The sequence below is a fragment of the Candidatus Krumholzibacteriia bacterium genome (assembly GCA_030748535.1).
Taxonomy (GTDB): domain Bacteria; phylum Krumholzibacteriota; class Krumholzibacteriia; order JACNKJ01; family JACNKJ01; genus JASMLU01.
In genome coordinates, this window is record JASMLU010000007.1 from 41,005 (window position 1) to 65,033 (window position 24,029).

General features: G+C 56.5%; 21 protein-coding genes. 14 read left to right on the forward strand and 7 right to left on the reverse strand.

The features are described from left to right. The first annotated feature begins 113 nt into the window (after positions 1–113). Genes QGH30_07515 through QGH30_07535 form a run of 5 tightly spaced genes read left to right on the forward strand, consistent with a single transcriptional unit; the run spans position 114 to position 5,800 of the window. Entirely contained in the window at positions 114–1,841 is a 1,728-nt protein-coding gene (locus QGH30_07515; GenBank protein MDP7022182.1) for a DUF2075 domain-containing protein, read from the forward strand. Continuing rightward, positions 1,838–3,058 (forward strand): DNA recombination protein RmuC, encoded by a 1,221-nt coding sequence (rmuC, locus tag QGH30_07520; GenBank protein MDP7022183.1) that lies wholly within the window; start codon positions 1,838–1,840, stop codon positions 3,056–3,058. Before QGH30_07515 ends, rmuC begins: the two co-directional genes overlap by 4 nt. Next, the gene (locus QGH30_07525) at positions 3,055–3,738 is read left to right on the forward strand and encodes a hypothetical protein (GenBank protein ID MDP7022184.1); all 684 of its coding nucleotides are present in this window, start codon (positions 3,055–3,057) and stop codon (positions 3,736–3,738) included. The genes rmuC and QGH30_07525 overlap by 4 nt, the downstream gene beginning before the upstream one ends. 8 nt (positions 3,739–3,746) lie before the next feature. Next, entirely contained in the window at positions 3,747–4,700 is a 954-nt protein-coding gene (locus QGH30_07530) for a GNAT family N-acetyltransferase (GenBank protein ID MDP7022185.1), read from the forward strand. Further along, positions 4,697–5,800: a C45 family autoproteolytic acyltransferase/hydrolase gene (locus QGH30_07535; protein MDP7022186.1), complete on the forward strand. Its 1,104-nt coding sequence runs from the start codon at positions 4,697–4,699 to the stop codon at positions 5,798–5,800. Before QGH30_07530 ends, QGH30_07535 begins: the two co-directional genes overlap by 4 nt. On the opposite strand, the gene QGH30_07540 is transcribed toward QGH30_07535, so the two are convergent. Together QGH30_07540 and QGH30_07545 are read right to left on the reverse strand one after the other, a co-directional pair. Beyond that, positions 5,797–6,846 (reverse strand): NAD-dependent epimerase/dehydratase family protein, encoded by a 1,050-nt coding sequence (locus tag QGH30_07540; protein ID MDP7022187.1) that lies wholly within the window; start codon positions 6,844–6,846, stop codon positions 5,797–5,799. The genes QGH30_07535 and QGH30_07540 overlap by 4 nt on opposite strands. Further along, complete coding sequence (locus QGH30_07545) at positions 6,839–7,060, reverse strand: Rrf2 family transcriptional regulator (protein MDP7022188.1); 222 nt, start codon at positions 7,058–7,060, stop codon at positions 6,839–6,841. Before QGH30_07545 ends, QGH30_07540 begins: the two co-directional genes overlap by 8 nt. A 105-nt stretch (positions 7,061–7,165) precedes the next feature. On the opposite strand from QGH30_07545, the gene QGH30_07550 reads away from it, so the two are divergent. The 6 genes from QGH30_07550 to QGH30_07575 all read left to right on the forward strand — a co-directional run bounded on the left by QGH30_07550 (position 7,166) and on the right by QGH30_07575 (position 14,117). After that, positions 7,166–7,309, forward strand: a complete 144-nt coding sequence (locus QGH30_07550) for a hypothetical protein (GenBank protein MDP7022189.1) — start codon at positions 7,166–7,168, stop codon at positions 7,307–7,309. After that, positions 7,306–9,273, forward strand: a complete 1,968-nt coding sequence (lysF, locus tag QGH30_07555; protein MDP7022190.1) for a homoaconitase — start codon at positions 7,306–7,308, stop codon at positions 9,271–9,273. The genes QGH30_07550 and lysF overlap by 4 nt, the downstream gene beginning before the upstream one ends. 23 nt (positions 9,274–9,296) lie before the next feature. Then, a complete protein-coding gene (locus QGH30_07560) occupies positions 9,297–10,172 on the forward strand; it encodes a hypothetical protein (GenBank protein MDP7022191.1) in 876 nt (291 codons plus the stop codon). Positions 10,173–10,188: 16 nt separating this feature from the next. Next, positions 10,189–11,205, forward strand: coding sequence for a MoxR family ATPase (locus QGH30_07565; protein ID MDP7022192.1), 1,017 nt, complete (start codon positions 10,189–10,191; stop codon positions 11,203–11,205). A 282-nt stretch (positions 11,206–11,487) separates the two neighbouring features. After that, complete coding sequence (locus QGH30_07570) at positions 11,488–11,709, forward strand: hypothetical protein (GenBank protein MDP7022193.1); 222 nt, start codon at positions 11,488–11,490, stop codon at positions 11,707–11,709. Continuing rightward, positions 11,709–14,117 (forward strand): sigma 54-interacting transcriptional regulator, encoded by a 2,409-nt coding sequence (locus QGH30_07575; protein ID MDP7022194.1) that lies wholly within the window; start codon positions 11,709–11,711, stop codon positions 14,115–14,117. The genes QGH30_07570 and QGH30_07575 overlap by 1 nt, the downstream gene beginning before the upstream one ends. On the opposite strand, the gene QGH30_07580 is transcribed toward QGH30_07575, so the two are convergent. After that, positions 14,114–14,755, reverse strand: coding sequence for an MIT C-terminal domain-containing protein (locus QGH30_07580; protein ID MDP7022195.1), 642 nt, complete (start codon positions 14,753–14,755; stop codon positions 14,114–14,116). The genes QGH30_07575 and QGH30_07580 overlap by 4 nt on opposite strands. Next, entirely contained in the window at positions 14,742–15,173 is a 432-nt protein-coding gene (locus QGH30_07585; protein ID MDP7022196.1) for a hypothetical protein, read from the reverse strand. Before QGH30_07585 ends, QGH30_07580 begins: the two co-directional genes overlap by 14 nt. 483 nt (positions 15,174–15,656) lie before the next feature. Between QGH30_07585 and QGH30_07590 the strand changes: the two genes are divergently transcribed. Next, a complete protein-coding gene (locus QGH30_07590; protein MDP7022197.1) occupies positions 15,657–16,559 on the forward strand; it encodes a DUF58 domain-containing protein in 903 nt (300 codons plus the stop codon). A gap of 114 nt (positions 16,560–16,673) precedes the next feature. Next, positions 16,674–18,641 (forward strand): FlgD immunoglobulin-like domain containing protein, encoded by a 1,968-nt coding sequence (locus QGH30_07595; GenBank protein ID MDP7022198.1) that lies wholly within the window; start codon positions 16,674–16,676, stop codon positions 18,639–18,641. On the opposite strand, the gene QGH30_07600 is transcribed toward QGH30_07595, so the two are convergent. Then, on the reverse strand, positions 18,631–19,254 hold the full coding sequence (locus tag QGH30_07600) for a GyrI-like domain-containing protein (protein MDP7022199.1): 624 nt from the start codon (positions 19,252–19,254) through the stop codon (positions 18,631–18,633). The two genes, QGH30_07595 and QGH30_07600, sit on opposite strands and share 11 nt — an antisense overlap. A 91-nt stretch (positions 19,255–19,345) precedes the next feature. Here QGH30_07600 and QGH30_07605 point away from each other — a divergent pair, with 91 nt between their 5' ends. Then, positions 19,346–21,406 carry a VWA domain-containing protein gene (locus tag QGH30_07605; GenBank protein ID MDP7022200.1) on the forward strand — a complete coding sequence of 687 codons (2,061 nt, stop codon included), beginning with the start codon at positions 19,346–19,348 and terminating at the stop codon, positions 21,404–21,406. Here the strand turns inward: QGH30_07605 and QGH30_07610 are convergent. Continuing rightward, the gene (locus QGH30_07610) at positions 21,403–22,554 is read right to left on the reverse strand and encodes an MFS transporter (GenBank protein ID MDP7022201.1); all 1,152 of its coding nucleotides are present in this window, start codon (positions 22,552–22,554) and stop codon (positions 21,403–21,405) included. The genes QGH30_07605 and QGH30_07610 overlap by 4 nt on opposite strands. Then, complete coding sequence (locus QGH30_07615; GenBank protein MDP7022202.1) at positions 22,555–23,937, reverse strand: sodium-dependent transporter; 1,383 nt, start codon at positions 23,935–23,937, stop codon at positions 22,555–22,557. It abuts the gene before it with no gap. Positions 23,938–24,029: the final 92 nt, after the last annotated feature.

Below are 24,029 nucleotides of genomic sequence, written 5' to 3' on the forward strand. Positions count from 1 at the left end.
AACTAGAGTCGGAGTTCTTTCGGTACTTTCGATATTCCCCCGGCAAGAGCGAAGTGAACTCATGGAGGCATTCGCTTCGAGCCATGTCCGATGTGTTGACCCATGGAGGGTTGATGAACACCGGAGTCATGCTCGAGTATCAACTTCCTCTTTCTTCAAAACGGCTGGATTTCATGGTTACCGGCGAGAGCGATGATTCCAGGCCTGGCGCGGTTATCGTAGAACTGAAACAATGGGAAGAGTGTGAAGAGGCCGATGGAGAACATGTGGTGACTTGGGTTGGAGGAGGACACCGCGAAGTCCTACATCCCTCAGCTCAAGTGGGACAGTATCGAATGTACCTTCAGGATATGCATACGGCATTTTACGAAGGCTCAAGCCCTCTCGACCTCTCCTCTTGTTGCTATCTCCACAACTACCCCTGGAGCGGAGAAGATGTTCTTTTCTCCCCCAAGTATCAGGCTTGCCTGAGAGACAATCCGATTTTCACCAAGGATGACTACGACAAACTAACCTCGTTCCTGAGGGAAAAGGTGTCGACGGGTGACGGAATGCCAATCCTCCATCGTGTCGAGTCCAGCAAGCTCCGTCCAAGCAAGAAGCTAATGGATCACGTCTCGAGCATGATCGATGGCCAGGCTGAGTACGTTCTCTTGGATGAACAGTTAGTTGCTTTTGACAAGGTTCTCTCCTGTGTGAGGAGTTCCGTAAAGGACAGCAGAAAGCACTGTGTGGTTATTCAAGGTGGCCCCGGCACAGGCAAGTCGGTTGTTGCGATCAACCTGATGGGCAAGATGCTTGGAGAAGGCGTGAATGTTCACTATGCAACTGGATCCAGAGCGTTTACAGAAACCCTGCGGAAGGTGATTGGGTCTCGAGGATCCGGGCAGTTCAAGTACTTCAACTCCTATATGAATGTCGATCGAAACGCGCTCGATGTCTTGGTCTGTGATGAGTCCCATAGAATTCGGAAGCACAGCTGGAGCCGTTTTACACCAAAAGAGGATAGAGATGAAAGAAGCCAGATTGAAGAGCTTCTGAATACGGCAAAGGTGGGTGTGTTTTTCATTGATGATGTCCAGGTTGTGCGCCCTGGCGAGATCGGATCTTCGGATTACATTCGCGAAATGGCAAGGAAGCTGGGCGTGGCTGTCCACGACTACAAACTTGAGGCCCAGTTTCGTTGTTCGGGCTCTGAAGCATTTGTGAACTGGATCGACAACACTCTGGAGATCAGAAAGACTGCGAATGTGCTTTGGGAGGGGGACGAGAGATTCGATTTTAAAATACTCGAGTCGCCGGCAGGGGTCGAAGAAGCCATTCGCTCAAAGTCTGCTGAAGGCAATACGGGAAGAATGGTAGCTGGTTTTTGCTGGCCCTGGTCCAAGAAGCCCCTTCCCGATGGCACACTCATCGACGATGTTGAAATCGACGACTTCCTGCGCCCATGGAACGCTCGTCCTGAGGCGACACGATTGGCGACCGGAATTCCCAAATCGCATCACTGGGCGCGAGAATCAGGAGGAATCGATCAGGTTGGCTGTATCTACACGGCTCAGGGTTTTGAGTTCGACTATGTCGGAGTCATTTTCGGGAAGGATCTGAAGTATGATCCTGATGCGGGCGTATGGATCGGGGACAAGACGGTTTCTCATGACACCGTAGTGAAAAGAAGCGGAGATCGTTTTGTTGATTTGGTGAAGAACACCTATCGAGTACTTCTCACTCGAGGGCTCAAAGGTTGTTATGTGACATTTCTGGACAAGAACACGGAGAGATTCTTCCGCAGCAGAATGAGCGGGGATGCCTCACCGCCCACTGGCACCAAGGAGAACCCATGACCCTTCCCATCGTTCTCGCTCTTCTTGCCGCCTTCGTGCTCGGCGGCCTTACGGTGATGCTCACTTCCCGGGCAAAGTCCGCGAAGCTTGAGCGCGATTTCGCCCTCGCCAAACAGGAGCTGGACCTTCTCAAGCAGGACGAGGAGCGCCTGAAGTCCACGATGAGGTCGGTCGGCGAGGATGCTCTCAAGAGCAACCGCGAGGCGATTCTTCAGGAGCTCGAAAAGCAGAAGATCCGCGCAGAAGGCGACCTGAAGCAGCGCGAAGAGGCCGTGAAGAACCTTGTCGAGCCGATTGAGAAGCAACTAAAGGAAGTCGACAAGCAGATCCGCGACATCGAGAAGGAACGCAAGGAAAATCAGGGCGGACTTGCCAAGCAGCTCGAGGAGTTCAGCCGCGATCAGGATCGCCTGCGTCAGGAAACGAAACATCTGGTCAATGCGCTGAGCAAGTCCTCGGTTCGGGGACAATGGGGAGAACTGCAACTCCGCCGTGTCGTCGAGATGGCGGGAATGATCGAGTACTGTGATTTCGTGGAGCAGGACTCGGTCTCTGACATTGACGAGAGCCGTCGCCCGGACATGATCATCCGGATGCCCAACGGGCAGCAGGTCGTTGTCGATGCAAAGACTCCCATGGAAGCCTGGCTGCAGTCCCATGACACCGAAGACGATGCGGAACGCCATGCACTGCTCGTCAAGCACGCAAAGAGCGTGAAGGATCACATTCGATCGCTGTCGAGAAAGAACTACCAGAAACTGATCGACCATACTCCCGAGTTCGTCGTCATGTTTCTTCCCAGTGAAGCGGTCTTCTATGCCGCTCTCGACCAGAACCCGGCTCTCATTGAGGAGGGCGTCGATAAGAAGATCATCATGGCAACTCCCACGACGCTCATCGCCCTGCTTCGCAGTGTGGCCTATGGCTGGCAGCAGCACACCCTGTCAGAGAACGCCGAGGAAATCCGGAGACTTGGAAAAGACCTCTACGAGCGTCTTGACAAACTGAACCTTCACTTTGCTTCTTTGGGCAAGAGCCTCAACAGCAGTGTCGGTCACTTCAACAAGGCCATGGGCTCCTTCGACCGCCGCGTTCTGGTAAGTGCTCGCAAGTTCACGGAGCTGGGTGTGGGAAGCGGAGAAATCAGCGCAAGCGACCTCATCGAAGTGACGGCGGTCGACAGACAGATCCCGGAAAACACAGAGGAATCATCGTGAAAAGATTGAGTGTCCTGATTCTTGTCCTCCTTGCCTGTTCTCCCCGCGAGTCCTACGAATTCGAGCAGTGGGGCGAACTGAAGGAAGTCCTCGCCCTTGGAAAAAGCGAGGGTCGCATCGCTCTGGATGAAGTCTGCGGACGGGAGCATGCTTACGGCATCGGTGCTCTTGAGGCCCTGGGGGGAGAAATCCTGGTCTGGGACGGAGAGGTTCTGGTGTCCCGCTCCCTGTCTTCCGGTTCCGCCGAGGATAGCGACGGTGAAGGCGAAATGGCCGCGCTTCTGGCTCTCGCAGAGGTCCCCGAATGGTCCACGCAAGCTTTGCCGGAAACCCATAATCTGGATGAACTGGAAGCTCTTCTTTCGCATGAAGTCCGCAAAGCAAAACTGAACCCCGAGAAGCCCATTCCCTTTCTGATTGAAGGGCAGTGCGCCACCCTGGGCTTCCATGTCATAGGTGGCTTCTGCCCAGTGCAAGAGGCCGATGCCGAGGTGTATCGTTCCGGGCTTCAGGACGAAACCCTTCGCCTCATGGGTTTCTACTTTGAAGGCCGAGCCGGCATCTTGACACACCATGGGAGCCGAAGCCATATTCACGCCCTGATGGATGGCAATCCCCGAGTCGGGCATGTGGAATCCCTGAGCCTGCGTGCCGGTGCCATCCTCTCGCTCCCGCAATAAGGAGAAGCATGCTTCGGCCCTTTGAAGACCGTGACTACGCGGCGCGTCTTGAAATTGGAAACCGTGTGTTTCCCGATCATCCGAATAGTGAAGAGAGTCTCCGCCACGGTGACTACACTCGCGAGGAAAAGATTCTTCACAAGCGATGGGTTTGGGAGGAAGAGGGCCGCGTTCTTGCCTTTTGTCAATACGATCAGGAAGCCTGGATGTATCATCCGCAGAAGTTCTGGATCTACATTCTGGTCGATCCTGCATTCCAGAACCGCGGCATTGGAACGGCCTGCTACGACCACCTTCTTCGCGAGCTTGAGCAATTTGACCCGATCAAGCTCAGTACCTACACCAAGGATGACATGCCCGGGAGCCTCCGTTTTCTGGAAAAGCGGGGGCTGAAGCCTACGCTCACTGAGCAACAGAGCAGTCTGGATCTCTCTACTTACGATCCGGATGCCTACCCCGATGAAATCGAGAAAATCGAAGCTACCGGGATCCGTTTCCTGAACCTGCCCGAGTATGAAGCAGAGTGCGAGGAAGCGAGAAAAAGGCTCTGGGAACTAGACAACGAAATTTCTCCCGACATTCCGACCAGCGATCCCGTGACTCCTCTTAGTTTTGAGACCTTTTGCAAGTATCTCTTCGAATCTCCTCACCTCACGCCCGAAGGCTGGGTGATCGCTCTGGACGGAGACACACCTGTCGGCATCAGCAACCTCTGGAAGCGAAAGGGCAATGCCGGGATCAACACCGGCCTGACGGGAGTTCTTCGAAGCCACCGCAAGCGTGGCATCGCCACGGCCTGCAAACTCCGCGCTCTTCGCTGGGCCAAGGCACAGGGCTATCCCTGGGTGCGCACCGAAAACGAGGAAAACAATCGCGGGATGCTGGGTATCAACGAACGACTGGGCTTCCAGCCCATGCCCTCCTGGCATCACTATGAAATCGTTTTTCGGGAGGAATCGTGAGTCTTCCCTTTCTCGACCTGATCGGCAATACGCGGGAGCAGGGGCGCGGGCATGGCGAGGCTCTTCGCGAAGACATTGCCCACAACCTGGAAGTCTACTTTGAACGATTCGAGAAAGAGGCAGGCATCCCCCGCGATGAGTTACTTCGCCGGGCCGGTCACGGACTGGAGGCGCTTCGCGAGCAGGCTCCGGACTATGTGGAGGGCATGGAGGGCATTGCCGATGCTTCCAAACGAAAGCTCAGCGAAATTGCCATGCTCAACCTTCGCTATGAGTTGCTTTATCATGCCATCAGCCGCCTGAAGATTGAAGGACGATTGAGACCTCCCTCACAAGACGGTTGTACGGCTTTTGCCCTTCTTCCCGAAGCGACGGAGAACGGGCACCTGCTTCTTGGTCAGAACTGGGACTGGATTCCCGCCTGCAAGGGCGCACTGATTCGCTCGGACGAACCCGGTGGTCCCCGTTTTCTGGGCTTTACCGAAGCGGGAATCTTCGGCGCAAAGATCGGAATGAATGACGAGGGCCTCGGCCTTGCCATCAACGGCATGGGTAGCACAGAGGATGACTGGGCGCGGATGGAGAAGCCCTTCCATCTTCGCTGTCATGAAATTCTTGGGACGCGGAAGATCGACGATGCGGTGTCCGTACTGTGCGCCACGCCCCGAAGCTGCACGGCGAACTTTCTTCTGGCCCAGAGTCCCGCCCGCGCCATGGACATCGAGTTGGCCCCGACCCGACACCGGACTCTTGAAGCTGAGGGGGGAGTGCTGGTTCACGCGAACCACTTCGTGGATCCGGTGGCCGCGGGCGTTGTGGAACCTCCAGACCCGCGCCGCCACCTGAGCCAGACACGGCACGCTCGGCTGGAGGAACTTCTTCATGCCTCAAAGCCGGTCTCGGCAGTCAAACTGAGAAGCCATCTGCGTGACCATGAAGTCAATCATCCGAACTCACTCTGCCGCCACCCGGACACGGAACTTCCCGACTCACAGAGGATCATCTCGAAAATTTCTATCATCATGGATCTTGATGAGCGGCGCTTCTGGGTGACCGACGGCCAGCCCTGCATGAATGAGTACGAGCGTTACGAACTCTAGAAGAAGATCTTGGCGAGCTTCAGGATGCCCTGCCTCCAGGGAACCCGGTGACTCACGCCGCGGGAGGTTTCGAAGGCATCCAGGTTCTCCAGGTACCAGCGATAGTTTCGAACCAGTGCGTCCTTGTTGGAAAACTTCGGATCATAGCCCAGAACACGCTCTGCCTTTTCAATGGATACGAAACTGTCCTTGGCCGCCGTCTCGTAGACCCATTTGTAAAGCGGTGAAAGCTTCAGGGCTTCCAGAATTCGCAAAGTCCAGATCAGTGGTGCAGCAGGGAAACCGCGCACCTTCTTGCCGAAGCCGGCTTCATCAAGAACCGCCTGCCAGTCTTCACCCATGGTCGTGAACTCGCGGGCACCGATATTGAAGGTGTCGTTGACGGTATCAGCAGGCAGTTCCAGGCAAAGACCGATGGCGTCGCAGAGGTCTTCCACATCAAGCAGTTGGTAGCGATTGCGCCCATTGCCGATCATCGGAAATCCCTTTGCGTCTTTTGCCCAGTCATAGAGCAGCGCGAAGACGCCCAGCCTTTCGGGCCCGATGAAGCTCTTGGGGCGAATCACGGGCACGCAGAGCCCGCGCTCACGAGCTTCGAGACAGAGATCCTCCGCACGCACCTTGGCTTCCCCGTAAGGCCCGACACCCACTCGCAGGTCATCCTCATTGAGAGGATGGTGATCCGGGATGCCATAGACGGCCGTGGAGGAAATGTGCAGCACGCGCTCGATGCCTGCGGCCTCGGAAAGCTCCAGAACATTGCGCGTACCGTCCAGATCCGTGGAGAAGATGTCTTCTGCGCGATAGAGCGGAAGAGCTGCGGCCGTGTGAACCACGAGATCCTGTCCCTCCAGTGCGGTGGCCAGGGCATCGCGGTCACGGATGTCGCCGACGAACTCCCGGATCTGCTCCCGCTCCGGGTAATCAAAAGAGGCGAGGTCATAGCTGCTAACCTCGTAGCCACGCTCAAGCAACCAGCGAACAAGATTGATGCCCAGAAAGCCGGCGCCCCCGGTTACAAATACCTTCTTTGCGGGATCAGACAATGTGAACTCTCTCGCGTAAAACAATAGCCGCCCTTTTTCCCCGAAGCGCTTCGAGCAACCCTGCCTTGGCCACATTGCGCAAGTGCTTTCCCGGGTACTTGTAGGGCATCTTCAGTCCCTTGTGAAGATGCATGGCCGAAAAGACTTCCTGATCTTGCATGGACATGAAAACCAGAATGCGGATGGCGTACTCGCTGGTCTTGTATAGACTCATCCCAAGCTCCCAGATGATAATATGCCTGCAAGGGGGATGTTTAGCAAGCAGAAGAGAGGGCTTGAATTCGACGGGAAGATCCTCATCATGGAAGAAGGGAGAACCATGTCCACAAGACTTGAAAATCTGCCGATCATCTTCTTCGGCTCCGTCATGGGTCTTGCGGGTCTTTCCATCGCATGGCTGAGACCCACGGAGAGATTTGCGTGGAGGAACTTCCCGAGCCCTGAACGCCGGAGATTTCAATGAGCCAGAATCTGATCGAGAAAATCGCTGAACGCTTTGCCGTGGACCTTGATGAAGGTCATCGGGTGCGAAGCGGAGACTTCCTGTCCATTCGCCCGGCGCACATTCTGACCCACGACAATACCGGGGCCGTGATTCCCAAGTTCCGGTCGATTGGCGCAAGGGCCGTGGCCAGTCCCGGGCAGCCGGTCTATGCCCTCGATCACAATGTGCAGGACCGAAGCGAGAAGAATCTGAAAAAGTACGCGGGCATCGAGTCCTTTGCCGCCGAAATGGGCGTGGACTTCTACCCTGCGGGTCGAGGGATTGGGCATCAGGTGATGTGCGAGGAAGGTTATGCCTGGCCGGGAACGATGGTCGTGGCCAGCGATTCCCATTCCAATATGTATGGCGGCCTGGCGTGTTTGGGAACACCGATCGTGCGCACCGATGCGGCGGCCATCTGGGCGACAGGCCGCACCTGGTGGCAGGTGCCCCCGGTGGCTCGCGTCACTCTGGAAGGCGCGCTTCGCCCGGGCGTTACCGGCAAGGATGTGATTCTCTCCCTGACCGGTTTCTTCAATGAAGACCAGGTGCTGAACCATGCTCTCGAGTTTGCGGGCGATGGCCTGGCCTCTCTCTCTGTGGACGCGCGTCTTGCGATTGCAAACATGACTACCGAGTGGGGAGCGCTTGCGGGCGTTTTCCCGGTCGATGCCATTACGATCGAGTGGCTGAGAAACAGGTCCTCCGAGATTGCCCGTCGCGGCCCCGCAGGAGTGCCTTCGGACTCCGGCTCCTGTCACCCCCGAATGAACGAAGGGCGCATTGCCGCACTGGAATCCGAGTCTCTCCTGCCGGATGCGGATGCTTGGTATGCAAAAGAAGTGCGGCTGGATCTTTCGAGCGTTGTGCCGCAGGTTTCCGGCCCTCACAACCTGAAGACTTCGGTCTCCGCCCTTCAAATGGCGGAACGGGAACTTGCTGTTCAGAAAGCTTACCTGGTCAGTTGTGTGAATTCGCGTGTGGAGGATCTGGCGGAAGCTGCGGCCGTGATGAAAGGTCGAAAGGTGGCCGAAGGCGTGGAGTTCTATGTGGCTGCCGCTTCCGAGGAGGTGCAGGCGGAAAGCGAGTCCCGGGGCGACTGGCAGACCTTGCTCGATGCCGGCGCGATTTCCCTTTCTCCCGGATGCGGACCCTGCATCGGACTGGGAGTCGGGCTTCTGGAAGACGGTGAGGTGGGAATCAGTGCAACGAACCGCAACTTCCGGGGTCGCATGGGTTCTGCAAACTCCGAAGCCTACCTGGCTTCGCCGGCCGTGGTGGCAGCGAGTGCCCTCGCCGGGAAGATCACTTTTCCCGAGGCCTGGAACTTTGAAGAAGCTCCCTTGAATGCGGACATCCGTGAAAGCGAGAAGCCCCCGACAGAAGCAGCGTCGGTGCAGATTCTCGATGGCTTTCCGGAAGTTCTCGATGGCGAGCTTCTCTTCTGCCACGAAGACAATCTGAACACCGATGGCATCTACCCCGGAAAGTACACCTACCAGGATGACATCACGGCGGAAGAGCAGGCTCGTGTGGCTATGGAGAACTACGACCCCGAGTTCCAGAATCTTGCTCGCGAAGGGGATTTTCTGGTGGGAGGTTTCAACTTCGGCACGGGTTCCAGCCGCGAGCAGGCCGCCACGGCACTGAAACACCGGGGTCTGCGCCTGCTGCTGGCCGGCTCATTCAGTGAAACCTACAAGCGCAATGCCCTGAACAACGGTTTTCTCGTTCTGGAAGCCCCGGAGCTGAGCCGTGATCTGAAGGAGCGATTCGGTACGGATGCACTTACCTGTCGCAGTGGCATGAAAGCGCGACTGGACTTCCGTCAGGCCTCGCTCAGTGTGGAGGGCAAGGACTATGCGCTGAGCCCCGTGGGAGCCGCGGCCCAGGAACTGGTTCTCTGCGGTGGCCTGGAGAACTGGGTAAAGGACAGGCTCTAGGCTTTTTGTGCTATAGTCGGACTATGAAGACCTTTCTTCTCCTGTCCTTTTTCGGAGCCTCATCGCTTCTTGCCACAGACTGCATCAATGACTGGATCTCTCTGTCTCTGGACCCTGCGGCCACGGAGTGCCAGACTCCGATCATTCCCTTTCTGAGCTATGAAATCCTGATCATTGCCCATCTTTCGGACCACGACAACCCGGTCTCCTCCCTCGAATTCTCTCTGGAGAATCTTCCCGAAGACCCGGGCAACGGACTCTGCAATCTGGACTGGGGAGGTTTTCAGGTGCAGGAAGACGGCAATCGCTACTACTTCACATTCGATCCACCACTTGCTTCCGGCTCGCATTATCTGCAACTGGGAAGACTCACCCTGATGTCCTTCTCGGCGGGCTGGCCCGAAGCGGACCATGTGGTGGAAGTCTCGGATCCGACTTCGACCGATGTCTACGGTCAGGAGTTTTATGTCACTCGGGGTATTTTCACTTTCAATCCAACCGGCTTCGACTTCTGTTTCCTTGACGGAGATTATGTGGGCGCAGATACGCACGCGTGGGGCATTGACCCGCCGCAAGGTTCGGAACTCGCTGGCGAATTCGATCTGCAGTTTTCGGTCAGTTCCATGCTCTGTATGCCTTCTCAGGAAGCTCCCTTTAGCGGGGACATCCTGATCGATGGAACTTCGCTGGCCAGCTTTTCGGGTTCGGGAAACGAGTCCTTCTCTTTTCTCCTGAGTACCGGATCCCTGCCGCCGGGAGCCGATGTTCCGGTGACGATTCTGCTTCATGGCAGCGAGGATACGCGGGCAGACATTTTCTACACGGTGGGCAATGCCACATCTGTACCGGCGAACGGTCTTGCGCGGGAGTCTTTCTCCACGCTGAAGGCCGCCTTCTGATGGATTGACCCGCTGCTTGCCAGCCGCTATCCTGCAGAAAAGCGGGAGGCCCGAACTGGATATCGAAAAACTCGAGTCATTGCACTCGGCACATGATCAACTGAAGAAACAGGTTTCCAAGGTCATCGTTGGACAGGATGCCGTCGTGCGGGAGATCCTGATCTCCCTCTTTGCCGGCGGCCACAGTCTTCTGCTGGGGGTGCCGGGACTCGCCAAGACGCTTCTGGTTTCCACGCTGGCTCAGGCTCTGGACCTTCGTTTCAATCGAGTGCAGTTCACGCCGGATCTGATGCCCGGAGACATTACGGGTACCGAGATTCTGGAAGAGGACAAGTCCACGGGCAAGCGGGTCTTCCGCTTTGTGAAGGGCCCCGTCTTCGCCAATGTCATTCTCGCTGACGAGATCAACCGTACGCCCCCGAAAACTCAGGCTGCGCTTCTTCAGGCCATGCAGGAGCATCAGGTGACGGCGGCCGGGGAAACCCATACGCTCGAAGAGCCCTTCTATGTTCTGGCCACACAGAATCCCATCGAGCAGGAGGGAACCTACCCTCTTCCCGAAGCCCAGCTGGATCGCTTCATGTTCAACATACTCGTGGACTATCCTTCCGAGCAGGAGGAAGTCTCGATCGTGGAGCGCACCACGGCGGGGGAGTCCCCCGAACTGAGCCCCGTTCTGGGTCGTCAGGATATTGTCGAGCTTCAGGCGCTGGTGCGGCGGATTCCGGCTTCTGAACAGCTGGTGGAGTACGCGGTTCGTCTGGCCCGCGCCAGCCGTCCCGGCGAGGATGCCCCGGACTTCGTACGCGACTTTGTCAGTTGGGGTGCGGGTCCCCGGGCCGCTCAGTACCTGGTCCTGGGCGCCAAGAGTCTGGCCGCCCTGGAGGGTCGCCCGGTTCCCGAAATCGAAGACGTCCGAACCGTGGCTCGCCCGGTTCTTCGCCACCGCCTGGTGACGAATTTCAATGCCGAGGCCGAGGGCATTCGCCCCGACGACCTGGTATCCCGCCTCCTGGAGGCGGTTTCCGCCTGACGGATTCCCGGTCGCAGTGTCCGGATTTCCGGACACATTATTGTGTGTCCGGTCGCAATGATCGAATATCAACAACCCGTTAATTATAAACCCATTGTCTGGCAATAGCTTGAGAAATGGTGCTCTGGCTTACAATACAAGAGGGTTGTCCCTTGCTGGCCCCATTGTGGATAAAGTAACATGGGTGTGTCGGACTTGGTTTTCTTGCGTTAATATCAATAATTCCCTTGACCGGCATTCCGCCAGCTGTTACTCTCGTCGCACTCAAGCAAGGAGGATTCCATGAAACGTTGCAAACCCCTCTCCCTGATTCTTGTATTGATTCTCCTGTTTACAATGAGTCCTGCTGTCGAAGCTCTGGGGGGGCCGGAAGATCCGCCCAAAATAAGCAGCGAAATCACACAGGTCATCGGCGATGACGACGATGACTTCATGGCCTACACCGGTTTCCAAACTCTGCTGAAGGGCTTCTACCTCTACTTCTGTCTTGGGTGGTGGTTCTAATGACCCAAGCGATACTGAAGAGTCATAAGCAGAGCAATGATCTGAAGATCATTTCCTATTCCTGGGTTTCTCTCAGGGACCAGGAAGTAGTGGAGCTTGAGAATCAACTGCCCGTCATGGATCCGACCGCGGAGGATGCGCAACTCTCCCATTTCCGGCTACTCCTGCATTACTATTCCGAAGGGGATGTTTCCGGCTTCAGGTCTATCTGGAGACCCCTTCAGGATTTTAGAGGGGGAAGCCCTCTCTCTGAAACCCTGCGGGAACTGACCCGGGTTCTTTCTCTTCGCCTTGAGTCGAAGGAGGCGGAGGCTCTGGAAATCATCTCCGGGCTGGAGACATCTTCCCTTCCCCCTGAATTGCAGATTCGACTCCGGATTCTTCAGGGCAACCTGTATCGGAAGATGGGCGAGACAGAACTTGCAGAGCGTTGCCTGGAGCGGGTTTCTTCACTTCTCCCCATTGAGGGTGCAAGTCATGAATACGAAGCACTCCGGGCTCTGGGCCTCACTTATCAGGGGATTCTCAACAAGGGCCTCCTCGAGTTTGCCCTTGCTTCCCGTTTCTTCGAACGAGCGGCGGAACTGTTCCAGAAGACGAATCACCGGAAGCTGGAGGCGCGCGCCCGCTTCAATCGTTCCGTTCTTCTTCGGAAAATGGGAAAACTGCAGGAGTGCAGAAAGGAAGTTGCCCTCCTTCAGGAGATGCCTCTTCCCGATGCGCGTCGGGTTCTCTATCTCAACGAGTTCACTAAGCTCTTCATTGCTCTTGAAGATCGCAGTACCTCCGGGATTCTGCTTCAGGAGATTGAAGGGCGGATGAGCGATAAGACCGCGCTCCGAAGCCGGATCGTGAATCTGGAGGCTCGCGCGGACGCTCTGGCCCTGGATCGGGATTGGCACAGGGCGCTTTTGACGCTCGACGAGGGGATTGAACTGGCACTGGGGATCTCCGACTCCAATGACCTTCTTGGTGAGTTGTATCGTCGCAAGACACAGGTTCTTTACGAACTGGAGAGAGACCAGGAGTCCTTCGAGATGGCTCGCCTTGCTCTGGAAGTCTGCGAAAAGGTCAACGAGGTCTACGAGATCGGAGCGATCTTCCGGACCCTGGCTCTTCTTGCGGAAAGGCGTGGAGAGAGCAGTGAGGCTGAAAGTCTCTTCCTGCGCTCCATCGACTTCTACCTGAAGCGGGAGGAAAAGGTGGAGAGGGCGAAGAGCCAGCGTCATCTTGCTCGCTTCTACCAGCGCAGGAATCACGGAGAGGATCTCCACGAGTCTTTCCGGCATGCTGCTGCGGCTCTCGGTCTCTATGAGGAAATGGGAATCGAGTCTCGCCGGGCAGAGATGCGCGAAATGCTCGATACTCTGGGGCATCGGCTTCCCCGCAGGGACTTTACGGCGCCTGAAGGAATCCGAATCGCCCAACTGGGACAGGAGCACAACATCATTACGGCCGACACGAGCATGACCCGTGTCTTGGAAACCCTGGTGACGGTGGCCCCTTCCCGTAGTGCGATTCTCGTGACCGGAGAAACGGGAACCGGAAAAGAGTTGATTGCAAGGGCCGCTCACTCTCTCAGCGACCGCAGGGAGGAGTCCTTTGTCATTGTCAACTGTGCGGCGATCCCCGGTGAGTTGATGGAGAGCGAGCTCTTCGGCCATGTGAGAGGTTCCTTCACGGGTGCTCACGGCGAGCGCGAGGGGAAGTTTTCCCAGGCAAACCGGGGCAGTATTTTCCTCGATGAGATCGGCGACCTCGGACCCCGGCTTCAGGCCAAGCTCCTGAGAGTGCTTCAGGACGGGAGTTTCAGCCCCGTGGGCTCCGATCGGGAGCTTCGGGTGGATGTGCGCGTGATTTCGGCGACGAACCGGAATCTGGAGGCGAGAGTCATGCAGGGCGAGTTTCGACAGGACCTGCTCTATCGCCTGAACCACGTTCTTCTGGAGCTTCCCCCCCTTCGCAAACGGGGTGGCGATGCTGAACTTCTTGCGAGCTACTTCCTGCACCGGGAAAGCGATCATCTGGGTCGCAACATCGAGATGGACGAGCAGGTTCTGGACCTGATTCGAAACTATCCCTGGCCCGGCAATGTTCGGGAACTGGAGAGTTTCATCCGGAGGGCTTCGCTCTTTGCGGCGGAGACCGGAATCCTGAGTCCGGATCTTGTGCCGGAGCGCTACTTCAGCCCTCTGGGGGAGTGCAGGAAGGATCTGGCCAGTGTCGTCCGGGATGCTGAGAGGCACGCCATTCTGGATGCGGTCTCCCGCTCGCGGGGAAACAAGGCCCAGGCGGCGCGCGATCTCTCGATCAGTCGCTCGACCTTGAATGAGAAGATCTCCCGATACGAACTGGCTCAGGAGATCCGGAAGCTGGAGATGGCTCGCATGGCGGACTATCCTGCCTAGGCTTTAACGGACTGCAGAACGGTGATTCGGGTTTCCCGGCAGGCTCTAAGAGCCTGCTGGGAATTACCGAGACCTCTTCCATGGTGAGTATAGAAGATGTCTAAACCTCTGCTCAGCCCAATCTCCCATTGAGAGTCGATCTTCAGTAGGCGGTCATGTATGTAGTTGTCGTACCTGGTTTCCAGGCGAACTCCTTTTTTGTTTAGGTCCTGTGCCAGTCGAATAAGGGAACTCCTTACACCTGGGTATTTCCCTCGTAGTTCATTCTTTGTGACCAATGTTACTCTCTTGAGCTTTCTGGATTGGCTCCATGCGAGTTCAAGAAAGTCACGCAGGTTTTGACATTGATTGACATTCTCAAGATAGGGCTCCCGAAGGATGATTTCCTGAGCTCCCTTTAGATATGGACCAAATATCAGTCTATAGTCGTGTCCCCTCTCTCCCTCCTTGATGTTGATCAACCGCTCCAGCTTATACTTAGCTGGAGCGACCAGTTCTTGTCGCACTGTATTTGGGCGAGTCTGAAATCGCTCCAGAACGCGTCCCCACAATGCAGATCTCAGGATAGAAAGTGCATGGCGAACGTCCGGCTTGGAATACTGCTCCATCTGGTGTTGACTTGTTTCATGAGTTCTCATGCTCATCCTCCTCTTTCTCAAGTTCAGTACGCAGGAAACTCGCGGCCCTCGTAATTCTGTCCATCGGGTAGTTCCACTCTTCCAAGACCTCTTGCCGGATTACCCCTCTTGCAAGGAGAGAGGGGAGAAGTTCTGTGATGATACGGGCAGCCATCTCCGTATGTTGATCCTTGTCTGTCTCTCCTCCATGCAGTTTCTTGTTAAACCGATGAAGATCCTTGTGGTTTGCACCCAACTCTGAGAGGAACATTGACACAAAAACCGACGAAATAACCTCCGTAGAGTGTTGCGGGACAATCATTTGACGCATTGGGACGATGCCAAATGCCGTGTTGACGCCCGCATAAGCACGGGCAAGTGCCAGCAGGCTCCTCCTGTTTGCTCCTGTGACAGATCTAATGACATTGCTTGCGATCATGTGCCCTCCTTCTTGGCAGTGGTATTCTCCGGAAACACAGACCCGCGGGTTAAAATTATGTTACACACCCGCCACTCACAGAAATAATAGCCATGACGTACATGTTTGTCAAGCGATAAAATGAACATAAGCATAAGTAAAGAAAGCAATTATGATGCGATTGTGTTATCAAATAAAACATCCGTATTGGTCGATTATATGTAGCATGGTAAATGTCAGTATCAATTCCTGGCTGGATTACAGGGGCGATATTCTCACCTCAATTGTGTTCAAAATAAGCGGAGGTATTTGAAGGCAGAATAGGGGTTTGGAATGGCAGTCCGAGCTTCGTGTTCTGGTTGGACCACTTGCACTTGGAGTATTCAATGTTGGACCATTGAGGTGTTTAAAACACGTAAAGCCACAGTCCTGAGATAACTTCACTGGAAGTTACGTAAAGTAACAGCCTATCCTTATGCTGGAATCTTGATCAAAGGAAAGCCCATGAGTTCCCAAGTCCGCCGATTTCTTGAGCCGAAGACCGTAAGCGAGCTTCGCAATATGGAGTTGATCGCGCGGATGATTGTGGAGGGTTTCATGGCCGGCCTTCACCGTAGTCCCTTTCACGGATTCAGCGCGGAGTTTTCCGAATACCGTCCCCACAATCCCGGAGAATCGGCCAGAGACGTGGACTGGAAGGCCTACGCCCGAACGGATCGTCACTATGTGAAGCTCTTCGAAGAGGAAACGAACCTGCGAGCTACCCTGCTTCTCGACTCCAGCCGCTCGATGGAGTTCTCCGGGAGCCGGGACCGGATTCGCAAGGATCGCTATGCTTCGCTTCTGGCCGCCGGGCTCGCCTGGCTACTGGTTCGGCAACAGGATGCCGTGGGCCTGATGACCTTCGACGAGAAAATCCGCGAAATCCTGCCGCCCCGTTCTTCCCGTTCTCATTTATACGAGATTCTTCGCACGCTTCAGAACAATGAGTCAGGTGGACAGACGGATCTGGGAGAGATCCTGCATCGCGCCGCAGAGAGAGTGCGTCGCCGGGGACTGATCGTTCTTCTGAGCGACCTGATGGACGAGCCGGAGAAAGTTCTGGCTGGATTGAAACACTTACGCCATCGGGGTCACGAGGTGCTGGTCTTTCACATTCTCGACCCCCTGGAGCTTGATCTGGATCTTGAAAACGAACTCCAGTTGAAGGATCTGGAGACCGGAGAAGAGATCCGGAGCCATCCCCGCTTCCTGCGGGAAACGATGCGCAATCGTGTGGCGGAGTGGCGTCGTCAACTCGAAAGGGAATGCCGTTCCCATCGCATCGATTATCTTCCCATCGAGACCGACCTGGACTTTGATCTTGCGCTTCGGCGCATCCTTGACGCGCGCCGTCGAAGGTCCTGAAATACCCGTCTTTGCTGAATGAGCCGCTTTTCCAGTGGTTCACGAATTGCTTTTTCAGAAGCAGGGAGAGGCAGTTCGTGAACAGATCAACCCACTGGGGAAGGACGCTCATTGATGAGTCTCAATCGGAAACAGGGCTTTTCGAAACGGATCATTCGCATCGCATGGATTTTGGCCACGACCGCTCTGCTCCTTGCCATGCCAGAACCGCTGCTGGCCCGTTCGGCCAATGTCTTTCTGGGTCGCGACATCGCCGGGCATGAAGAAGAGCTTTCCCGATACGACCTTCTGGTTCTTTCTCCTTCCACGCTGAACCGTCTCGCTTCTCTGGAAGAGATTCGCAGCCACAATCCGGAGATCCGGATTTTTCTCATCTTTGATTTCTTCAGCGGGCAGACGGGAAACTTCAACGAACTGAGCCTCTTCTTCTCCTCCGGAATCCGGGAGGAGTGGATCATGAGAAGCACGACGGACGCCGTGGTCAGCAGCTGGCCCGAGACATTCGTCAACAATCTTACGGAGCATTGCCTCGAAGTAGAGGGCCGGGTCTACCGTGACTACGCGCTCGACTTTTTCGAAAACGAACTTCTTCCCCGCCTGACTCACTACGATGGCCTCTTTCTGGACCAGTGTTTCGAAAGTGCCTACTACATCCACGGTCGCTTCGATGGAGACTTCGACATGAACCTCGACGGTCTGTCGGACACCCGGGAGGAATGCGATGAGTGGATCCGGGATGGCTGGCTCGCTCTTCTGAAGGGAATCCGGGAACGGGCTCCCGAGCTTCCGATTATTGGCAACGGAAACAACCGTTTCTTCGGTCAGCTAGATGGCAGGATGTTCGAGAACTTTCCGAACACTTCCTTTGGCGGAGTTCTCGGAGCGCTGTCGAAGCTGGAGGGATGGAGGGACAACTCCGGTGGCCAGGAGAGCATCATCAACTGCATTTCCACAGAAGAAGATGCCGTCACCCGCCGCGCGTCCTGGGCTTTGGAGAGGTTTACGGGGCAGCATTTGAGCTTCGATTACGGCTCCAGCGGGCATGATGAACTGCTTTGGAGCGATCTCCACGAAATCTCTCTGGGGGAAGCAAGCGGACGGCTCAGCCTGAACGGAGAGCACCTGGCAGAGAGAACTTTTGACAGCAGTGAAGAATTGAACGGAGTGTTCTTTCCGGCAGAAGGCCGATGGCTTGGAGAAGAGGAAGATCCTCTTGTCGGAAGCGGAAGCCTCGAGATCAATGCGATGAAGAAGGGCTGGCAAGCACTCTTCGCCACGGACCTGTCCCCTGTCGAAAGCCTGGAAGCCATGGTCGTCGCCTATCGCTATCGCGTGATCCGCGCGCCAAAACAGGGCGTGAAAATCGACGCCGCTTTTCGTCGTCATGGAGACAATTCAGCAAAGGTCAGTCTTCCCTGCGAGAAGGTGAAAACAGGCGATACGGGTTTCTATCTGGCTCGCTCGAAAGGGGAACTCGATGCTCATGACGACTGGTACTTCTACCTCTCTTCCGAAGACCCCTGTAAAATCGTGGTGGACGAGATCCAGGTAGTTCGTGAAAACACGGCGCGAATGGAGAGGGTCTTTGAAGAAGGAGTGGTGCTGCTTTCCCTTTCTTCGGAACCCATCACTCTGGACAACTGGGAGCATCTGGTTCCCAGCCCGGCCGACTGTTTTGCGGATTCCTGGAGTGACGACCGGGGAAGCTGGATTCTTGAAGCAGGAGAGACCCTACTTCTTCTTGAAGGCGATGGTGGCCCACTTTCCTCGGAAAACCTCCGAACAGAGAGCGAAAAGGGGAAAGCAGACTTCAGTCTCCAGGCACCCTTTCCCAATCCCTTCAACCCGAAGGTCAGCATTCCCTTTGCGCTCTCGGAGAGCACGCTGATGCGAGTTGCGATCTACGATGCCCGGGGACGCAGGGTGCGGGAACTGACAAACCGGGTGTATTCCGCCGGAGAGCATCGCCTGGACTGGACAGGGCGCGATGATGCAGGAAGAAGGGTTCCCTCTGGAGTCTATTTCCTGAAGATGGAAAGCGGCCGCGAAGTCCAGAAACGCAAACTCGTTCTTACGAGCTGATTATTCTCACCGGAAAACGAACGATCGTCTTCAGCCTCTCGGGTTTTGCCCGACGGGGATCGGAGAGGTAGATGTCGTGGTGGCAACCGGCGATCTCGTAGCCTTCTGACTCGGCGTAGTCGAGCATCTGAACGATCGTTTCGCCCTCTTTTTCGTAGGGACCCAGGTGGAGCATCTGCACCACCTCGCCTTCATCCAGTTCGATCAGCAGGACATCGCGAAAGGCAGGATCCTTGCCCTTCTCCTCGAGCTGTTTTCGGGCGCCCTTCATTTGATCCTCGCCAATGAACTCCGGCACGCGGATCATCAGCTTCCAGTTCCATTGGTCTTTTGGTTCCTGGCTGTAGTCTCCGCAGGGGTTCTCCGTGCCCCACCAGATGCCCTCAATCTTGGACACCTTGTAGTCCCGCCCTTTCTCGAACTTCTCCGTCATCTTGATCGTAAAGGCCATGGCATACAGTGCACCAATGGCCTGCGTGAAGACTTCGCCCCCCGGCGAGCCTGTTCCCTGATAGCTGAGGTAGAGCCCGATGGACGGGCGGAAAATTCCCGGCTTTCGGCTCTGGGTGTAATCCTGCTTGTGAAGCTTCAGGAGATCGAGTTTCTCGGACATGGGGCACCTCCTCTGTGAGGCTCCACTTTTACGCTTTGAGAGTCAAGCCCCGCTTGTGCAATCTCATCCTCTCGGCTATCAATGAAATATCGTGAGCTTTCTAAACGGCATATTCCTCTTCGGGCTTCTCGGGGTCCTGCTTCCGCTGCTGATTCATCTCTTCCAGCGCCGTCGCGCCCGGAAGCTGGACTTCCCGAGCCTCCGTTTCCTGCACGAAGAAAACCTGCGGCAGATGCGTCGACTGAACTTCCGCCGCCTGCTCCTTCTTCTCTTGCGGATGCTTATCATCGCGCTCCTGGCTCTGGCCCTGGCCCGACCCACGCTTCGGGGGCCCCTGGCTCGCGTCTTCCCCGAAAAGACACCTCGCAGTCTGGCCCTGATTCTGGACCGAAGCGCAAGTATGCAGAGTCTTCACGAAGACGGGAGCCTCTTTGATCTCGCCCTGAGAAGGGCAAGAGAGATTCTGAGCCCGCTGGACGAGAACGATGAAGTTCTCCTCCTGGGTTTCGGGGAAAATGTGGACGACCCTCTGGGCGGTTTCGCAAGCCCTTCCCTCGTGCGGGAGTTTCTGGAAAACTGGAAGCCCGGCGAGGGGAAGAGTTTTCTGAGGCCGGCTCTGTCACAGGCCATTCGCAGTCTGTCACTTCGCCCGCATCCGCTTCGGGAGATCTTCCTTCTCAGTGACTTCGCCCTTTCAGAAGCCGACACCGTTCCGCTTCCCGACCCCGGGGATCTTCGCATCATGGCTCTGCCCCTTGCCGATGAACTTCCCCCGAATGCCGGTTTCGTGAATCTTCAGCTTCCCCGTCGCCCCGTACTTGCCGGGAAGCCCTTTGAACTGTCTCTCAGTCTGGAGTCGAAGCGCGAGGACAGCTTTCCCGTGGACCTTCTTCTCGACGAGCAGTATTCGGGGAGCCTGGAGTTTTCCCCGGGGCCCGGTCGCGTGCAAACAAGGAGCCTGTCTCTGGGCTTGAAAGAGCCGGGGAAGCTGCGAGGGGTCTGGCGAAAGAAAAAGGATCGCTATGCGCCGGACGATGAACTGCCCTTTGTCTTGCCGGTTCATTCCTTCCTCCGTGTTCTCCTGCTGGGCCGGGCGGAATCCGGTCTCGCCCGTCATCTTGGGCTGGCTCTGGATCCCGCTTCCTCCTCATCCACTTCCCCGCTGGAGCTTCTCCAGATTTCAACTTCCTCCCTGGAGAGCGTCGATCTGGAGGCTCGCCATGCGGTGCTTCTTGCCGGTGGTGCAGGACTCGGCTCCTCTTCTGCTAAGGCGCTGGCAGCCTATGTGAAATCCGGCGGCGGGCTTCTTCTCTTCCCGGACAGGGAGAGCCTGCCTGTTCTTGCACGGGAGCTTCTTCCCGAACTCGACGGTCCCCGTTCGCTGGAGCTGGCCGGGAGCGAAAGGCTTCAGATCCGGGAGCTTCATGGCGAGCACTCCCTCTTTGAGGATTTCGATGAGGTTCACCGGGAGATCCTGAGAGACCAGAGTTTCTCGGAGATCTTTCGCTGTTCTGTGGGGGGTCGACAGGTTCTGGCCCGCTTCGAAGGGGGATTGCCGGCCGTTCTGGCATGGAACTACGGTCGCGGCCGAGTGCGTCTTCTTCTCTTTGATGCGGGCCCGGCGGGAGGCGAGTTCCCCTGGAGTTCCCTTTTTCTTCCCCTGATTCAGGAAATGGTGCAGGAGGTCAGCGGGGCACAGCTTCCCCGCACTGCCACGGTGGGGGAGAGTCTGGAGTGGGAGATCAAGTCCTTTCCGACCGAGGGGCAGCGGCTCTTCGCACTCTCTGAAGACGGGAGCGAACAGCGGCTTCGACTGGACGCAAGCCGATTCCCTCCCCGGGCCATTCTGGATCGTGTGGGAAAGAGCGGGTTCTGGTCCTTGCACCTCGACTCGCCCGAAGGTCGTCGGGATCTGGGACTCCGGGCCGTTCGCGTTCCCCCCGAGGAAGGTTTTCTTCAGGCTCCGGACGCGGACAGCCTGGCGACCCTGCTGGATGTGGAATCTCTCCTGAGCATTCCTCCCGGCGAAAAGATCGGGGACTTCCTGCGCTTCCATCGCTTTGGACGGGAGATCACGCGCCTCCTGCTGTGGCTGGTTCTGGCCTTGCTGCTTCTGGAACTCTGGGTGAGCCGCCGCCTGAAGACGGACTAGCTCTTCTTCACCGCCCAGACCCATTGCAGGGCAAGGGCCATCAGCATGACGGATCCCATGAACAGATAAGGCGAAGCCAGGGAGCCGCTGAGCCGAACAATCATGCCGCCGGCCAGGGGAAAGAGGAAGACGCTTGCCCCGATCAGACTCTCGTGAATCCCCGCGTTCTTTCCTTTCCCGCTTTCTGTATGAAGGCTGTAGTAGATGCTGGCCGCATAGGTGACTCCGAAGCTGAAGCCGATCAGCGGAGTGATGAGCATGAGTGAAAAGAAGCCGGGGAGGAAGGGGAGCGACAGAATCGCCAGCGCAGCAAGCAACTGGGGAAGAAGAAGCCGGCTCACCGAGTCTGCAAAGCGGATCCGGCTGGCCAGAAGGGCGAAGACCGCCGTCTGAAGAGCGAAGAGTGCGCCAAGGAAAATGCCGAAGCGGCTTTCCGGCCAGCCTCGATTTACAAACCACTCAGGGAGCAGGTTGGCCAGCACCGCCGAAGCTCCGAAGGAAGCAAAGTTGGCGAGCCAGGCCATTTTCCGAAAACGATCACCCCGGGAAGGGTCCGTACCGGGAGCGGCCTCCGGTTCAACTGCTTCGGAAGAAACTTCCTCTTTCGGAGTAAAGAGGAAGCTGGCGGCAATCAGGCCGATGGCCGTGAGAAAGGTAGCCCGGAAACTGTAGTGGGCGAGTAGCATTCCCGCAGAAAAATAGCCCAGAGCTTTTCCCACACCCCAGGCGACATTGAAACGCCCGGTATTGTGAACCAGGGCTTTTGCATTGCCGGCAGACAGGTCTCCGATGGCCGCCTGAATGCTGGGCCAGAAGAGAGAAGCTCCGAATCCGAAGAGGGGCATCAGGAGCAGGAGTTTCCAGTAAGTGTCCGCCTGGAAGGCAAGCGCGGCGAAGGCAATGAGGGCCAGCGCGCCGTAGCGGCTCATGCGGAAGCGGCCGAAAGAATCGCTCCAGCGCCCGACCAGTTGGGTCATGACGATATAGACCAGGGAACTGGGAGTGGGCATCATGCCCAACTCCAGGGAGCCGCCTCCGAGGTCGAGAACCTTGTAGGGGAGAGCTGCTACCAGTAGGAAAAAACCCGCATCCATGAAAAAGGCGGAAGCAAAGAGCTTCCGCAAAACTGCCTCTGCTGGGAGTTTCATCTACTGGTACTCCCTTCCGAGAATGACGCTGACAATGATGGCTCCGATCACAAGAGGCGCGGCAAAACGCAGAAGGAATCGCCAGATGCCATAGCTGGGCATCTCCCCGTGTCCCTCTTCCAGTTCCTCAGTACTGTCCTTCCGCCCGAGAAACCAGCCCACGAAGAGAGCAATGAAGAAGCCGCCGACGGGCAGGAACCAGTTGCTGGCCAGGTAGTCCAGCGTTCCGAAGACTCCCGCCGTGGACTCCTTGCCGATCAGGTTGATTCCGCTGAGAGTCTTGTTTCCGCCGAGGCTCAGGGCGCTCAGAACACCGAAGACGAAAATGGCCGCGCCCATGCTCAGCGTGGCTCGCCGCCGTTCCCAGCCCAGTTCATCAATGGCGTAGCTGGACACTACTTCCATCAGGCTGATCGTACTCGTAAGGGCCGCAAAGGCCACGAGCAGATAGAAGAGGCCACTGATCATGGCCCCGCCCGGAAGTTTGAAGAAAACGGTGGGCAGGGTGGTGAAGAGGATGGTCGCGCTCTTTTTTACTTCGAAGTCGAAGCTGAAGATGATGGAGAACATGATAAGGCAGGCCATGATGGCGATGAGCGTATCGAGAAAGGTGATCGTGATCGCTGCACGAGGAATGGAATCTTTCTTCCGCATATAGCTTCCGTAGGTGAGCATGGCGCCCATGCCGAGACTCAGGGTAAAGAAGCTGTGCCCGAGTGCCTCGAGGACCGCGCCGGTAGTCAACTCGGAGAAATTCGGGCGGAAGAGGAAAGTCACGGCTTTTGAAAAGCCGGGAGTGCTGAAGGAGTAGATGACCAGCACACCGAGAATGGCAAAGAGAACCGGCATCAGGAACTTGGCCGCGCGCTCGATGCCCTTTTGAACGCCGAGAATCACGACCGTCACCGTCATGGACATAAAGAGGAAGAGGAAGAAGATCTGTTGTGGGCCGTTGCTCAGGAATCCTCCAAAGAAGTCCTGCAGGTGAGCGGGATTGCCCGCGAGTTCCCCGAGCCCCCCGCTGAAGGCCATGGCGATGTATCGCAGGGTCCAGCCAGCCACGACGCTGTAGTAGGAAAGGATGACAAATCCGGTCAGGACTCCCAGAAATCCTACCCCGCCCCAGGCGCGGTTCTTTCCGGCCAGGGAGAGAAAGGCTCCGACGGGGCTGCGCTGGCTTCTGCGGCCGAGAAGGATCTCGGCAATCATGACCGGCGCGCCAATGAGAATCACCGCTGCAATGTAGACGAGAACAAAGGCGCCGCCCCCGTTTTCGTAGGTGATGTAGGGAAACTTCCAGAGATTACCGAGTCCGACGGCGCTTCCGGCTGCCGCCAGCACGAATCCCATTCTTCCACTCCACTGGCCGCGTGATTCCTTCATTGAGACCTCCTCTTCGGGCGCAGAGAATATCGGCGGAAGAATGGGCTGTCAAAGGCAGATTCGCTTCACATAATGCAGAGACTGCGTTAGGA